The organism is Vibrio sp. 2433-A1 (genome assembly GCF_056726085.1).
The window spans coordinates 60123-76428 of the sequence record NZ_JBRESC010000002.1 but is presented as its reverse complement, the minus strand read 5'-3'; the positions used below and the strand labels follow the sequence as shown (position 1 = coordinate 76428).

The 16306-nt window shown below is 43.0% G+C and carries 13 protein-coding genes; 9 read left to right on the top strand and 4 right to left on the bottom strand.

Annotated features, from left to right (window positions below):
• Positions 1–14: 14 nt before the first annotated feature.
• The gene (gene rph, locus ACU01J_RS02810) at positions 15–731 is read right to left on the bottom strand and encodes a ribonuclease PH (protein WP_004410877.1); all 717 of its coding nucleotides are present in this window, start codon (positions 729–731) and stop codon (positions 15–17) included.
• 143 nt (positions 732–874) lie between these two features.
• Here rph and ACU01J_RS02805 point away from each other — a divergent pair, with 143 nt between their 5' ends.
• Together ACU01J_RS02805 and ACU01J_RS02800 are read left to right on the top strand one after the other, a co-directional pair.
• Positions 875–1741 (top strand): YicC/YloC family endoribonuclease, encoded by an 867-nt coding sequence (locus ACU01J_RS02805; RefSeq protein ID WP_481084320.1) that lies wholly within the window; start codon positions 875–877, stop codon positions 1739–1741.
• 235 nt (positions 1742–1976) lie between these two features.
• Positions 1977–3194 carry a tyrosine-type recombinase/integrase gene (locus tag ACU01J_RS02800; protein WP_481084319.1) on the top strand — a complete coding sequence of 406 codons (1218 nt, stop codon included), beginning with the start codon at positions 1977–1979 and terminating at the stop codon, positions 3192–3194.
• Between the two features lie 355 nt (positions 3195–3549).
• Here the strand turns inward: ACU01J_RS02800 and ACU01J_RS02795 are convergent, their stop codons facing one another.
• From ACU01J_RS02795 to ACU01J_RS02785, 3 genes are read right to left on the bottom strand one after another with little or no spacing between them, the layout of a single operon-like run.
• Positions 3550–6798, bottom strand: coding sequence for a type I restriction endonuclease subunit R, EcoR124 family (locus ACU01J_RS02795; protein ID WP_481084318.1), 3249 nt, complete (start codon positions 6796–6798; stop codon positions 3550–3552).
• A 9-nt stretch (positions 6799–6807) separates the two neighbouring features.
• The gene (locus ACU01J_RS02790) at positions 6808–7989 is read right to left on the bottom strand and encodes a restriction endonuclease subunit S (RefSeq protein ID WP_481084317.1); all 1182 of its coding nucleotides are present in this window, start codon (positions 7987–7989) and stop codon (positions 6808–6810) included.
• Between the two features lies 1 nt (position 7990).
• Positions 7991–10609 (bottom strand): type I restriction-modification system subunit M, encoded by a 2619-nt coding sequence (locus ACU01J_RS02785; protein WP_481084316.1) that lies wholly within the window; start codon positions 10607–10609, stop codon positions 7991–7993.
• A gap of 507 nt (positions 10610–11116) precedes the next feature.
• On the opposite strand from ACU01J_RS02785, the gene ACU01J_RS02780 reads away from it, so the two are divergent.
• The 7 genes from ACU01J_RS02780 to ACU01J_RS02750 all read left to right on the top strand — a co-directional run bounded on the left by ACU01J_RS02780 (position 11117) and on the right by ACU01J_RS02750 (position 16303).
• A complete protein-coding gene (locus tag ACU01J_RS02780; RefSeq protein ID WP_481084315.1) occupies positions 11117–11557 on the top strand; it encodes a DUF2787 family protein in 441 nt (146 codons plus the stop codon).
• A 92-nt stretch (positions 11558–11649) separates the two neighbouring features.
• Positions 11650–12342: a hypothetical protein gene (locus ACU01J_RS02775; protein WP_481084314.1), complete on the top strand. Its 693-nt coding sequence runs from the start codon at positions 11650–11652 to the stop codon at positions 12340–12342.
• 115 nt (positions 12343–12457) lie between these two features.
• A complete protein-coding gene (locus ACU01J_RS02770) occupies positions 12458–13393 on the top strand; it encodes an LPD25 domain-containing protein (protein ID WP_481084313.1) in 936 nt (311 codons plus the stop codon).
• Between the two features lie 348 nt (positions 13394–13741).
• Positions 13742–14290: an outer membrane protein gene (locus ACU01J_RS02765; RefSeq protein WP_025594094.1), complete on the top strand. Its 549-nt coding sequence runs from the start codon at positions 13742–13744 to the stop codon at positions 14288–14290.
• A 612-nt stretch (positions 14291–14902) separates the two neighbouring features.
• The gene (gene radC, locus ACU01J_RS02760) at positions 14903–15379 is read left to right on the top strand and encodes a RadC family protein (protein WP_481084312.1); all 477 of its coding nucleotides are present in this window, start codon (positions 14903–14905) and stop codon (positions 15377–15379) included.
• Positions 15376–15813, top strand: coding sequence for a DUF2787 domain-containing protein (locus ACU01J_RS02755; RefSeq protein ID WP_481084311.1), 438 nt, complete (start codon positions 15376–15378; stop codon positions 15811–15813). The genes radC and ACU01J_RS02755 overlap by 4 nt, the downstream gene beginning before the upstream one ends.
• A 46-nt stretch (positions 15814–15859) precedes the next feature.
• Positions 15860–16303 carry a DUF2787 domain-containing protein gene (locus ACU01J_RS02750; protein ID WP_481084310.1) on the top strand — a complete coding sequence of 148 codons (444 nt, stop codon included), beginning with the start codon at positions 15860–15862 and terminating at the stop codon, positions 16301–16303.
• Positions 16304–16306 lie beyond the last annotated feature (3 nt).

Genomic DNA, 16306 nt, shown 5'->3' with positions numbered 1-16306 from the left:
GCTATTTAATAAAATCAATTTTCTAACGCCGCCTTCTGCGCCGCTACGATCTCGGTAATACCTTTGGTCGCCGACTCCAGCAACTTCATCAGCTCAGCGTGAGTGAACGGTTCGCCCTCTGCTGTGCCTTGAACTTCGATCATGCGACCATCTTCGGTCATCACTACGTTCATATCGGTATCTGCTGCTGAATCCTCTGTGTACTCAAGGTCACAAAGGATATCTTCACCTAGAATGCCCACAGAAACAGCTGCAACATGGCCTTTCATTGGGTTCGCTTTTAACTTTCCTTTCTCTACTAGGTGTTGGAATGCATCTGCCATCGCAACGCTCGCACCAGAGATAGACGCAGTACGCGTACCGCCATCCGCTTGGATTACATCACAGTCTACTGTCACCATGATTTCGCCCATTGCTTCTAGATCAACCACAGCACGTAAGCTACGAGCGATCAGACGTTGGATTTCCATCGTACGACCACCTTGCTTACCACTTGCCGCTTCACGACGCATACGTGAGTGTGTTGAGCGTGGCAGCATGCCGTATTCAGCCGTTACCCAGCCCTTACCCTGACCTTTTAGCCAACGTGGAACGTTCTCTTCAACGGTCGCATTACAAAGTACTTTTGTATTGCCGAATTCAACCAATACAGAACCTTCTGCATAAGCTGTGTAGTTACGAGTAATTTTGATTGGGCGAACTTGGTCCGCCTTGCGATCGTTTGGACGCATGGGCATCTACCTTATTATGAAGGGGGAGACGTTTTTGGTTGGAGCAGGATTATAGCGAAGTTTGCTCTACAAAGCTATCCATCCGAGATTTGTGCTACTATTGCCTCGCGTTATTTTCAAAGATGATTAAACAGGAAAATTCGATGATCTACAGTATGACAGCCTACGCACGTAAAGAAGTGAAAGGCGATTGGGGCAGCGCCGTATGGGAAATTCGTAGTGTTAACCAACGCTACCTTGAAACCTACTTCCGTCTGCCAGAACAGTTCCGTGGCCTAGAGCCAATGCTGCGTGAGCGTTTCCGTAAGCGCCTAGCGCGCGGTAAAGTTGAATGTGCACTGCGCTTTGAAGCTAACCCAGCGGCAAAAGGCGAGCTAAGCATCAATGAAAGCCTAGCACAACAAGTGATCAATGCTGCAAACCAAGTAATGCAGATGACGGGCGAAGAAAGCCGCCTAAACCCATTCCAAGTCATGAACTGGCCGGGTGTAATGGAAACGTCTGAGCAAGATATGGATGCGGTAAACAAAGACCTGCTAGGTGCATTCGATGAAGCCGTCAGCGAGTTTATTGAAGCGCGTGGCCGTGAAGGCGAAAACATGAAAGCGCTGATTGTTCAGCGTTTAGATGCGATCACTGAAGAAGTGGTTAAAGTGCGTGCGCGTATGCCTGAAATTTTAGAATGGCAACGTGAGCGTCTGTTCTCGAAGTTTGAAGAAGCCAAAATTGAACTTGATTCATCACGCGTAGAACAAGAGCTAATCCTACTAGCACAAAAATCTGACGTAGCGGAAGAGCTAGACCGCCTAGATTCGCACGTCAAAGAAGCTACCAATATCCTGAACAAAGGTGGCGCTTGTGGCCGCCGTCTAGACTTTATGATGCAAGAGTTTAACCGTGAGTCGAACACGCTAGCCTCTAAGTCAATCAGCACTGATATCACAGCGTCTGGTGTTGAGCTTAAAGTTCTGATTGAACAGATGCGTGAACAGATCCAAAATATAGAATAGATTCCCCTCTACTCCACACACTTCCATAAAGCCCTTATTTATAAGGGCTTTGTTGTTTTTACCATCCATAGACATCCATAAAATTCATCAACAGCCACGAACAAACGGGGAGTATTATGGGTAGAACTTTGCTATTTACTCCCCACCGTAGTATAAATATCACAACATACTCCCCACTTCTGGAGAGTGATGTAATAATAACTTCGATTAGAGCTATGGATTCAAGGAGATAGAGATGGGTAATCTCACCGTCAACCAAGTTAAGGCGCTAGTAAAAGACCAAAAAACAGGTCGTCATGCCGATGGTGATGGTTTCTATCTAATGATCCCTAAAGTAGGCCGACCATACTGGATGCTAAGGTACACCCTTTTTAAGAAAAGAAGGGAGGTGACTATTGGCAAGGTCAATGAACTTTCTCTTGCAGATGCAAGGTTGAAAGCATCTGAGCTTCGAAAGCAAATAAGCGAAGGGATTAACCCAATTGCAGAAAGAAAACGGAGTAAGCAAGCCGATATACAAATAATCGATGATCTCTTCGAAGACTGGTACAAGGATTTGTCCAAAAGGCTCAAGCACCCCAATATACCTAAGCGTATCTACCAGAAAGAGATCTCTCCGCAAATTGGTCAATACACGTTGAAACGTGTCACACCTTTAGATATCCGTAATATCATCCAAATAGTCGCAGACAGTGGCCGTCCAACCACAGCTAACGACACACTAATGTATTGTAAGCAGCTTTTTAAACACGGTATGAAGATTGGTGTTATTGAGTCTAATCCTGCATTAGCATTTTCTAACTATGATGCCGGTGGTATTGAAGAGAGCCGAGATCGGGTCTTAGAGCTTGAAGAAATTAAACATGTTTTTTCCGTCTTCAACCAAAACATTTATAGCTTCAATCGAGACAATTACCTAGCTTGTGCTCTGCTTCTTTGTCTTGGCGTTCGCAAATCAGAGCTAATAGAAGCAAGATGGGCAGAGTTCGATCTTGATCATGCTTTATGGCACCTGCCAGCGGAGCGAAGCAAGTCTGGAACAGGTTTCACGATTCCGCTTCCGGAGCTGTGTATTGAATGGTTTAAAGAACTACATCAGCGAGCTTGTCGCTCGGAGTACGTCTTCCCAAATAGAAGGGAAAGCAAAGTACCGCACATGGGCAAAGACACACTGAACAGGGCTATTTCAAAGCTATTTGGCCGAGAGCCAGGGCGTAAGGTACAACCAGAAAACAAAATGGGCGATATCAAACACTTTGCGGTTCACGATCTACGCCGCACCTGCCGTAGCCTACTAGCTTCAGTTAAAGTGCCTAGCCATATTGCTGAACGCTGTTTAAATCACAAGTTAAAAGGTGTAGAAGGTATCTACGATAGATATGATTACCTTGAAGAGCGCAAAGAAGCACTGGGAAAAGTCACTAATTTAGTTAAAAATTACATTGTCATTTAGATGTTATCCTTAAACGTAGACGTCTGATAATAAGCTGGTGAATAAATATATCGAGCAAGCCAGTTACGGTAATTTATCTTTAACTGGTTATAAAAGTCTAAAGGCTGTTAGTTAATCTTTATGGAGCTGACAACCAAGCCTCAATACTCACTAACCCTACTAGTTAGCTAAAGCATTGTACATAACGATATGCTGATAGCTCGTGCATATAGGAGAGGCAGTCAAAAGCTGCCTCTTCATAACTGGAAGTAAATGTTTAAGTTATAAAAAATTTTAAACTTTCACATTAGGGTCATATTTCGCTAGCTCTTAGTGCTAGTGTTGAGTGCCTTTCTCTTCTTTAATTAGTTTCTTATTAACTATTAATATCTTCGAGATCACCTAAGCGAACATCGCCCAGAAAATCCTCCGCTTGCCCAAAGATAAACTCTTGAAGGTACTTATCAATCCGCATATTCAGTTTGAACGGGGGGATCGCCGAGCCTTCAAGACGCTCAAAGAAGACTTTTGCTTTAGTTCTATCGACCGTTGATTTCAGTGTATCAAAGCGACCAAAGCGGTTAATGTTCTGCTCATTCACATCACCAGTCATCAACTGAAGAAGTAAATCCTTATCTAAACCAAGAGCCTCAACAATAGCGGCTATTCGTAACTGTTCTTTCTGATTTTGATAGTCATTGATGTAGTCTCTAAAAGTATGGCCTTCAATTAACTGCGCATCTCCACGCTGCAAATCGTGTAAAAAGAGCTTGGCATACTTTTGTTCGCTTTGGCTTAGTGACGCAAATGACTTATGTAGCTCATTGAGTGTAGTTTCAACGCTAGTAGAGTCTTGGTGCTGATTAAGCTCCTTTAGATATTTATCAAAGCGACTATTCATGTAGTCGGCGTCGATTTTACCCGTGTCTATTTCTGTTAAATAACCACTGATATCAAAAGGAACATCACCACCCGCTCCTTCTCCCTTGCCATCCCCTTTGCCAGCAAGCTCTTTATAACGCTGAACTAAACTCATGTAAGTGAGTTCATCGATAGCCAGAGTGACCTCACGCTCAGCACCATTCTCGCTTTCTAACGAGTCAGTGTAGGTAGACTGCTCCCAATTCAGACCTTGTACTTTGGCAGCTTCTAGGTGCTTGTTAAAGGTATTAAATAATTCGGTAAACTTAGCGCAGAGCTCTACATCGTCTGGCAGCGTTTCAAAATTTTCAATACCAGCATTAACAAACAGCTCAGAGATATCCGCTGACACCCTATTCATAAGTTCAATGTTACTTGCTAACCTATCAACAAACAGCCCAATAGGTTTGTCGCCGGAGTAGAGTTTGACAGCATCATTAATGTGCTGCTCCATGGTATGTGGATAGCGATAATAACGAATAATGCCGTGAGGCTTGTCGGGACCAAACAAACGATTGGTGCGTGAGAAAGCCTGAATGATATTCTGATACTTAATCACTTTATCTAAGTACAGAGTATTCAACCACTTGGAATCAAAGCCAGTCAGCATTTGATCGACCACGATTAGTAGGTCTAGCTGCTTTGAAGGCTCTTTGTGAATATTCTTATATTGCTCTTTATGGGCAAGACGCGCAGCGATGTCTTTTTTAAAGGCCGAGTGACGGGCAAAATCAAACTCTAGGCCATAGCGGGCGTTATAATCAGCCATAATCTCTTCTAGACCATCACCTTTAAACGTAGGGCCACGGTCACCACTACCATCGTTCTCAATGTTAGGGTCAAATAGGGCCGATATTTTTAGCTCAGGTTTCTCTGCTTTTAAACGGCGATAATAATCAATCGCCTCAGCGATACTATTAGTGGCTAAAATAGCGTGAAATTTACTGCCTTGGCTCAGCACATCCCATTTATCCAAGATGTCAGCGACGACTTTTTCTTGGTGAGCATCCGTCAAATACTGGCTTTTAGGGACATAGTCTTCAATGCCTTTATGATATTTGCCTGCGGCGTCTTTATAACCCGCCATCGGCACATCATTCATAAAGTGATTAAATTTTTTCTTTTTGCCAGACTCTGCCATCGCATCAATAACCGAGTCGGCCTTAGCTTGCTGTAAAGCGATCTTTTCTCTTAGTTCGCCATCCTTGAAGGTAGACACTTTGTAAGGGTCAAAACCCAACACGTTTCCATCACGAATACCATCAGCAATGCTATAGCGGTGCAACTCATTACCAAACACATCAGTAGTCGTATTACTATTGACTTGGTTCTCTTCATGAATGGGCGTGCCTGTAAAACCAAAGAAGAGAGCTTTAGGAAAGGTTTTTTTCACCCTGACCAACATGCCTTCTTTATCTTCTTTTCCTGCGCTCATCGTTGAGCGGTGCGCCTCATCAATAATAAACACCAAGCGCTTAGCTCGAATTTTTTCAATATCAGCCGAGTTTGTTGCTACTCCCTCATCACCCACTTCTTCAAAGATATTACTCATTTTTTGAATGGAACTAACAATCAAAGTATCAGCAGGTTTAGTGCTCTTTAGTTTGGTCACCAGTACATGGGTATTCTCAGTGGCTTGTACCACTTCTCCATCACTGGCAAACCCTTGATATTCAATGAGAGACTGAGTACCAAGCTCTATGCGATCCATTAAGAAAATCACTTTATCGGCGTCTTTTGATTGAGCAATCAACTGCGCTGACTTAAAGCTGGTCATGGTTTTACCAGAGCCTGTGGTATGCCACACATAACCACCTAGCCTGTCTTTATTGTTTACACCACCTAACTGCTTCCAGTTGGTTTTAGCTACTCGATCCGATATCGCATTAGCAGCGTAATACTGATAGCTGCGCATGACTTTAAGGACCCCATCGGTATCATCAGCGACGGTATAAAAACCTATCAACTGATGTGCCATCGGTATCGATAGCAACGTAGAGGCAATATCCTTCCAGTGGTTCACAGGTTCGTTATTATAATCGGCCCAACTGAATTGATAGTCAGGGTTAAACTTGCCATCTAGGCCGGGGTTAGCAAAGTATTTAGCCTCATCTGGCTCCATCGCAACAAAGAGTTGGATAAGCGAAAAGAGGCCGCTAAAAATTCCTTCTTTAGAGTACTTTTCAATTTGGTTGACTGCTTGACTGACCGGAACACCGCTACGTTTTAACTCAATATGAATAACGGGCATACCGTTTATTAGTAACAGTACATCACCACGACGATCATTACGTAACGGGCTACCTCGTTCGAACTTGGGTTGCTGCACAATTTGGTAACGACTTTGACCCGCTGCGATCTCTTGGCGGTCATAAATTTTCAAACTGACTTCTTTGCCATAGTGCAGCGAGTCATCAGGATTGTCTCGTTTAATCGCGACCGTTTTACCATTAATTAAACCGTTGAGTTTGAGCGGCGTTTTCAACTCTTTTATCTGCTCAATAATCTGCTGCATTTCAGTTACAGTCAGCGGCACATCGTTTAAGCGATCTTGTTGGCGATTGTTTTCAAACAAAATGTCTGCCCAGTTTTGCAGTAACTCGGCCTCTGTTTTGTTTTTAAGTATTTCCGACTCCCACCCTTTTTGGGTGAGAACTTCAATAAAAGCCAGCTCAAATTGCGCTTCGGTTTTAAAAATGGTCATTGTCATTCCTTAAACAAACATTTTGCTCAAGCAAGCCTGCTTGATATTAGTGAGCTTGGTGATTTGTTGTTGGTGTTGGTTAATCAGCGTATCAAGTTTTTGGAAATAATTACCTATTTTTTCTTGTTCTGGCTCACTTGAAATCCAAATCAGCGTCGAAGCTAATTCTGTGGATGATATGGCATCGAACGTTGAACCTGCCGAAACCTTGTGCCAATAGTTATCAGATTTAAGTTTTTGTAGCTGTTGATATATAAATTCATTGCCATATACCGCAGCAACTCCTCGGCCGAGAACAACGTCATAATTAGTTTTACCGACTTCCCCAACAGGTGCTCTGACACTAAAAATCAAAGCCCCCTTAACCGCTTTTTTTGTTACTTCTGAAGTCCAAACCCTTGGTACAACAAACCCATTTTTTAAATCCGCGTTACCTTGAACCAAAATAAAGTCATTTGGATTATTTGTATAATTTTGACCACTTGGCGACTGCCCCATGGTTACTTGCGCAATACTACCTAGCTCTTTCTCCTCCCACTTCCCACTAAACCCTTTAAAGCGGATTTCTGGAATGGTTTCACCTTGCTTCGGGAACATCTTTTCCAGCATCGCTTTTTTCAAGTGACTGAGCTTGTCATGCTTTTGTTGATGCAGGTTGACTAGGCTATCGAGCTTTTGGAAGTAGTTGCCGATAGCGGTTTGTTCTTCCTTTTGAGGAATCAGAAACTCGTAATTTTCTACATTTGGCTTTGAGATGTTTTGTACTTTTGTACCTGCACCACGCTCACTAAAATATCGTTGATTCCTGTTAACGGCCATTGATAAAAAATAACTTTCAATATTTTTCAACGGTCGAATTTCTGCTACTCGCTGATTTAACACATACTTATCACTAACTGGTATTCTCGCTGTCATACCGAGTAAGCCAGGAGATTGCTCGCTTAAAATCATGACTAAAGTATCTTTCGGTAAAGTTGGTGCTTCCACATCAATACATCGCCCAGAAGACACTAAATTTCCGTTCATATCCACTGACTTTAAAGTAACAAGTTCATACTTTCCTTCATCTTTAACATCATTTTCAAAGCTACCGCCGTTTGAATATGTTGACACATCTTTTAAAAGTGCTGCATCCCACTCCCAGCTAAATCCCTTAAAACGAATCTCAGGCACCTTATTTTCCACACTCATCTTATTCGCCCTTCAATAAGCTAGTCAGTTCGGCTAAGCCCTGCATATCAAACTCGTTACCCGTAAGCCCGTCCATCATTTCCGCTAATTCATCTTCGGTGGTTTTGATGTCACTCGCGACTTGTGAATAGGTTACAGCGTATTTATCCGCAAGGGCTTGTACCTTATTGGTAAGCTGGGTAATCAAGCTGCTTGGCATTGCAGCGAGCTCGTTGCTCAATGGTGTGATCCATTTTAGATGCAGCAGGTGGTTCACTTGCTCGTCGCTTAGGCCCTCAATGGCAGTTTTGGTTTTAAGATGCAGTTTAGTTGCTGCCTCTTTCACTGCTTTTTTTAGAGCCTTTTCTTCGTTGATAAGTTTGTTAGCACGAATAATTTTGGCCTTGTAGCTTTCTTCAAGCACAAGACTATCTTCTGTGAACTTAACGTTCCCATCTTTCTGCTCTTTCAAGAATGCCTTAGCTGCCTTAGCTACTTCAGCATTGACAAAGGCATCTTTGCTTTCTTTGACCGTAGCAAGCTCTTTATCGTCTTCACTTAGCGATTCTAAAATGTCTTCAAGTGAACTTGAGATTTCAGCCAAACGATTCTCTTGTTTAGCCAGTGCTGCTAGGTCGTCGCTTAGGTGAGTTTTTTGCACTAAGCCAAAAGGCAGAATGTGACCTTTCCATGGAGTCGCTTTGTCTTGTACTTCCGTGTCTTTGCCGTTTGTCTTTTTGATAACGATGTTTGGGTCAACTTGCTTAGTCGCATCAAAACCTTCGGTTTGCATCATTTCTAAATCGGCGCTAATGATTTGCCATTGGTTATTCAAGAGCTGGTAAGCTTGATATTTGTCGATTAAAGCAATAGGACTTAGGCGGTTAAATAGCTCAACACTTAATGAAGCCTCTTTTTGATTGCGTTTAACCCCTTCCCAATCTTGAATGAGTTTGGTGTTTAAGTCCTCATCAAACCCTGCAAAAGCCTGTTCATAACCCGCTATAAACTCAACCACCTGTGGATGACTGCTAATGCTTGTATTAACAGCGTCTTTAGCAATAGTCAGCTCACTGTACGCGGAAGATTTAGCCGTAAACAAGGCAGCACGTAGCTGTGGTAAAGCAAGCCAGTATGCATTGAGTTCATCAATTTCACTGTTAGGAATGCCGCCTAACATGGTGGCGTGTAAATCCCAGCTTTCAGCCGCCGCTGAAGAGTCCACATAGCGTGGTATGTTTAAGTTGTAGCCATTGCTGCGCAAAGTTTCTTTACTCACGACTTGTGAGAATTTATCGATACTTTCACGATTGATAACAACATCAACAATACGCTTAATATCACTCGCTTGCAGCTTGTTGTTTTTGCCTTCTTTAATAAAGTGTTTAGACGCATCAACAACCAAGACATCGGTATTCTGGCGCTTTTGCTTGAGCACTAAAATCACGGTTGGAATACCCGTACCAAAGAAGATATTACCCGGCAAACCAATAATGGCATCGATGTGGTTCTGCTCAATCAGCTGCTTGCGGATCTCCCCCTCTTCACCACCACGGAACAACACACCATGAGGTAATACAATGGTCATAATACCATCGGGCTTTAGGTGATAGAGATCGTGCAATAGAAAGGCAAAATCGGCTTTAGTTTTTGGGGCTAGACCAAAACGCGAATAACGAGGATCGCTATCTTTATAGCTAGGGTCCCATTGCTGTGAATACGGCGGATTAGAGACAACAGCGTCCACGTATAAAGCATCGTAAGTGCCTTGTGGGTCGTTCTCATCGAAGTATGGCCAATCGTCTTCTAGAGTATCGCCATTGCGGGTTTTAATGTTACTGGCTTTAATACCACGCATGATGAGATTCATACGAGTTAAGTTATAAGTGTTCGCTTTTAACTCTTGAGCATAATAGGTAATGCTGTCTTTGTTTTTAGCGTACTTTTCAACAGCCTCACCAATATTGATAAGGAGTGAGCCAGAGCCGGACGTTGGATCGTAAATCTCAATGGTGTCTTTATTTTTGAGCTCATGAGCGATAATGTGCGACATGAGAACCGAGACCTCATGAGGCGTATAAAACTCTCCGGCTTTTTTACCCGCATTAGCCGCAAACTTTTCAATCAGGTACTCGTAGATGTAACCCAGAACGTCATAGCCTTGCTGACCGTTCATAGGGATACTTTTGATTAAGTGCAGCAAATCGCTGATGGCTTTAGTTCGCTTACCCGCACTTTCGCCAAGTTTGCTTAACCCTGTTTCTAGGGTAGTAAAGATGCCTTCAAACAACTTTTTGTAAGTAGGGGAAATCAAACGGCTAAAAGCAGAAAGCGCATCACGCACGTTTGATTCATCAAAGTCGGACGTTGGAGCAACCCACGTTGAAAACAGATTTTCGTAAGCAATAAAATAGCCAAGGTTATCTTGAATGTACTTGACTGTTTCAGCGTCTTCTTCTGTTAGCGCTTTGATTTCATCAGACGTCATCCCTTCTTTGGTGACAAACTGCACCTGTTGATCGCTGAGGTACTTATAAAAGATGAAACCTAAGATGTAGTCTTTGTATTCGTTTGCTTCGATCTTTGAACGCATCTGGTTCGCTGATTCCCAGATTTTTGCCGCTAATTGTTGCTTATTCATATTCTGCTCAATTCATTTCAACTATTGACCGACATCGTGAAAACAGTCGGCACATGTTCGTCATATTGTGTTTGGAGGCTCAGTTCACCTGAACTTCTTGCTCTTATATCTACGCTTTGAGAGCTTCACTCTTAAATGCCAAAAAGCCACCGACTTTGAAGCCGATGAGAGCCTATCTTTAAAGGCAAGTCTCTAAGTGTTTTTCTAAGCTGACTTTAACTATGTCGCTGATTTTTTTAATCGCTACTATTTCAGCAACCACCGAGTTGTACACTCGCGAATTCTTTATCCATTTTGAAACACGGAGAATACGGGAGAATTAGAACGTCGACAATGCGCAAAACCAAACTTTCAGCACTCCGGTTTCATATGTAACTTTTTGCTTTAGCCGAAATGACTCACCATTCAGCATCACGCCCTTCTCCCCTGCCATCCATTCGAATCAAAATCTTTTCAAATATATTTCATCACTATGCATAACCCCACCGATAGAAAAAGGAGCTGCTTATGCATAGAAATCTCTTACCCGCAACTTCATTCAACAAGACAGCTTTGCCTATCTCTCTGGCTCTTCTGGATACATTAAACAACGTTCTAAACAAACACACAGGACTCGTAGAGAGTCATCACACCATACATTTCAGTAACAAGCACTACTCCGCTGAACATGGAGGCTACCACCCTGTTGAGATTGCACTGAAGAAAGACATTAACAACAAGTACACAATCCTTTGCATCACTGACCTCAGCTTCAATGGATACCCTTACCCGACACTTGAGCAAGACATTGAGTTCGATTTCACTCATGCCACGGTCTTCACTCGATACTCCGGCCTAAAGAGTATGACTGCCCCCAATATCGACAAGCTATACACATTATGGGAATCCAAATTTATCGCTAACTTAGCCAAGGGAGTCTACAAGCAAGTCGAGTTGCGTAGCCGCTAATACCTGAGCGCAGTTGATAACCACCACCGCTCCCTAGCTTCTAGCTATCACCACGATTTTACTACCTTACTCTTTCACAGGAGAAACCCTTTATGTCCTATGACATTGTCTATGAGCAACTAGCACTGCGTATGCCAAAAGAAGATGTCGCTCAGCAAGCCTGTACCTTCTTCAGAAAACGCCTCAACTACACAGACACCCAAAGCACCAACGAACTCAAACAAGCCCTGTATGAACGTTACAGACTTAGACTGCGTGAAGACGACCTATTTATGCTCCACATGCTCATTGGCTCTAGCAATCTCTTTGACACGGAGACAAACAAACGAGCTCGTAGCTGGCAGTTCTGTGGTGTAGACACATTCAACCAACTACTCGTGAAATACGGTTGTGACTGGTCAGCAGCCGCTGAATCAGGAGATGTCAAACTCAATGGTCGTGACACCAAAGCAGAAGGTTGGATACGTGCATTACGTAACACACTGAATCATGCTAAAGACTATGGAGTGATGCCGTATTGTCACACCCTAGAGGTATGGCTTAAAACGCCATTAGATACCTCAAAACAAACCCAACTAGATGAGTTAAAAACGCAGCTAAGTGATTTAGATGCAACTTGGAAAGAACGGCAACGATTTGATGACGATGGCTTTGATGTCTCAATAAAACCCAAATCTGCTTTTGAGATGTGGCTATTTCAGCAGCTCATCAATGGCTACCAAGGCAAGTGCTGGATAAATGGCTCAGAACCGCCCTATCACGCTGTAAAGAAGCATTCTATCTAATACGTTAAACACAACCCACCAGCTTAACGACCCACAAACACGTTCACCCACCATCTGGAGGCCACCTTGATAACAAGGTGGTCTTTTTTATTTTATTCGTAAAAAGGAAGCACTCATGCAAACAACACAACCAAACAGCTCATCCAAAGACCAACAGGATTCTTTACTCACATCAGAGGCAAAAAAAATTAAACCGATCACGGTACTTGTTCAGTGGTCTGAATCTCGCGAGTTCACTGAAGAGACACTCTATGACTTTAATGAATTCGAAAAGAAAGCTCTGGAGGTTGCTAAACGCAATCCATTAGGTGGGTACGATAAGACAAAAGTAACCGTGACCTTTGACAATGAACATCAGCACGAATGCCGCTTAGATTTAGGTTGTGGTGGCAATGATCAAGGCTTTGCTGAGCACTGTTTAAGCATGGCTCGTTATTATCGCCAGCATAAAGGGGATGTCGATAAGCCTTGGCTTTATGACAAACACCACCAGCAGTTAATCGAACTCATAAACACTTATGAATTAGACCACTCATTCGTAGACCTAGGGCGTATGCAGGTTAAACAGGTCGAGGAGCAAGCTAAAGCCGAAGAAGCCGCGAAAGAAGAAGCTCAACAACAGGAGCGGGAAAGAGCGTGGCGTAAACACCAGCAAGCGGAAGAGGCGTTTCAAGAAACCTTAGAAGTACCACAATGGGCAAAGGGCGTGATTGTTGCCACACTCACAGACTATGACGCTGAAATCAGTGAACCGTATGCAGGAGAGTTTCACACCAAAACGTTGAAGACTATTATTCTCGCTTGGTCGAAACACTCTCGAAACCTATTTCCAGAGCTGCGCAAAGCATGTCTAAATCACCCTGAAACGGCTATTCTTAATGACCCAGATAAAAGCGTTGAACACCGTGAACGCTTTGCCATGGGAGAAGGCTATTACCTAACCGATACCAAGTATCTGCGTTACGGCTGGAAGATAAAGAAAATCAGCTTTTACCGAACAGAAAACAAAGCACGTTATGTGCCTTTAGGAGAGATCGCGATAAACGAATAAAAGAAAGAGAGGCGATCAATTCGCCTCTTTCAATGTAGTCTTATTTTTTTTGCCATTATCAACGCCAAAGTCGCTTGGTGATCACAGTCAACTTGCAAGGTTTGAAACTAATTTCTGGACAGAAATCAGCTAGAGCATCTACTTAAATTAGCAATTCATAAATTACTTTTTGTATGGCAAAGTGAGTTTGGGAGAGCTAGCGCTTCGGTTAAGATAGCGCTAGCTAAAAGGATTGCCTCAAGATTAGGCTTTGGCTTGAGGCGCACAACGAGCGTTACGTTAAATATTCGCTATTAACGATACTCCCATGCATGCATAATATCTCCAAATCAACTATAAGGACTTAAAGTGAAAAAACTGATTTTACTAGCACTCTTAAGTGCAAGTGCAAGTGCAAGTGCAAACGAGGTAGACCATTTTTATGTCGGCGGCAATTTACTTGTAGGTCACAATACTGAGTTAGATGCTGGTATTGCAACTATTGATGAAAGCAACGACTTAGGTGGAGGTGTGTATGCTGGTTATAATTTTGCAGTTCACCCTAATGTAGATTTAGGTGTGGAGTTAGAATACCAACATTTTGGTGAAGCTGAATTTAATGAAGATGCCAGTGTTAAAGGTGATGCCTTTTATATTAACGCACGCCCTAAGTTTATAGATAAAGGTAATAAATTATATAGCGCACTCATTCTTGGCGTTGGTTCATTAAAGGGCGAAGCCAACGTCTTCGGTATATCTGAATCAGAATCCAAGTTCTCTTATCAAGCAGGATTGGAAGTAGGTTACATGCTTGACAATGTAGACCTTGCTATCGGCTACAGATACAGGTCTGCTGAATTTGATGGTGTAGATATCAACATTCAAGGTGTGACAGTTGGTATGAGATATAACTTCTAGTAGCTTGCTACGAATGAGCTATCACAACCAAAAAGCTTCCCATTCGGGAGGCTTTTTTAAGTGCAGGTTATTCCTACTATGGTAAATCCGTAAGTTAGCTATCAAAAATCAGGCTTCCTGTTACCTAGAAAGCGTTAGCAACGGTTTTAATAAGAAATCTATACCTAAATGGCCCAAAATCGTTTTGAAAGTTTGTGACACTTTGAACTTGATTTACAGGGCAAAAGTCAGCGAGTGCGCTTGAAACAAGAACAGCACAATGATGCCCATTTTTCGTACTTTGTGAATCGTGGATGTCAGATTAGTTATACTTGGTCAAAATTCAACCAGTAACAATCCTGTTCTTTTTGACGAAACAAACTTTGGGGCAAGATCCGAGCTAACCACTGGGGCGGTTTGGTTGTGATCACCAGCGACTCTCTCCTGCCCTCTCTCATTCTAACGCTATCAGATTTCCTCTCTAACCTACCTCTAAAACTAACAAACCATACGCCCACTTCAATAACACATCTTTCCTTATGATCTTCCATCGCTTCGCACCCTAACCCCAAAAATATTCAGGCATATGTCATCAATGTGAATACCCATCATTGAATCCGACAGGAGCCCGTAATGGCAACTACCCAAAATTCTGATTACAAAAAACAACAGCGCTATCAGGAGAATGAAATCCTAGAGCATGCCGCTGAGATACTCGCGACGCGCTATGTGCGTGGTGATGCCTTAATTAGTCCTAACGCCACTAAAGAATATGTACGCTGCAAGCTAGGCAGCTATGAACGTGAAGTGTTTGCTTTACTGCTACTGGATAACCAAAACCGACTGATTGAGTTTAAAGAGCTCTTTCATGGCACCGTCGATGCCGCCAGTGTCTACCCAAGAGAAGTAGTAAAAACTGTGTTGGAAGTGAATGCAGCAGCGGTGATTATGGCTCACAACCACCCTTCAGGCGACTCTACCCCCTCAAAAGCGGATAGACGTATCACCGAAAGACTCAAAGACGCTTTAGCGCTGGTGGATGTTCGCGTTCTCGACCATATCGTAACAGGCGAAACCTGCACCTCATTTGCTGAGCGAGGCTGGTTATGATTGAACAACACTATGGTGATATCAGTATTAATGATGCACTGCTCTCGTCACTAGAAAATCTTCTTATTGGTTATACACTGCCTGAACAGGCTGAAAGACTGGTATTGAACTGCCGTCAAATGAGTTACTACCGCCATCGTCAAGGACTGCACCCGATTGAGATACAGCTCAAACGAGATTCACGCTCAGGTCCTTGGCTTATCGTGTTCTTTGCGAGCTTTTCTTACCCCAATGACAACAGTACTTCAGTAGAGCCAGAGTTGTACTTTCACCTTGCTAATCGTTGGTTCTATCAACCCGATACAGGAACAACGGATTTATCTCATCCAGAAGTGCAAGAGGTACTCTCTGCTTGGGTGAATGCATTAACTCGCCACCTAACCCGAAACGTCTTTGATAGCGTGCAACTCTCGTTGGTCAGCTCGTTTAACTAACCCCCTACCTACTTTCTGATTTATCCCTAAACAAGGAGGACTGTCGATGTCCCAATTAACCTTTACGTCATTACCCCTACCAGTTTCTAAGAAGCTGTATGCGTTGCTTAATGGGCGTTACTCGGCTCATTTACTTAACAATGAAACGCTCTCCACCAGCCGTCATGTGGTCTTTAACTTTCGTGATAAAAGTTACAGTGCTGATGCTGGTGGCTTTCACCCTGTCGAAATGTCTATTTGCCAATCTTCAACAGGAGAATGGTGTATTGAGTACATCACGGACTTTGCTTATATGGGGAACTACTACCCTGAGCTTGAGCGGAATTTGGATTTTGACTTTCGTGCTCGTCAATGTTTTGCCAGCTACCACGGCTGGTTTTCAATGAAAGATAACCGTGGGGCTATCGAACTGTATAAATTGTGGGAGAGTAATTTTCTCGCATACGTTGAGATGGAGGCATTCGACGATATTACTCTTACCCCGCAATAACTC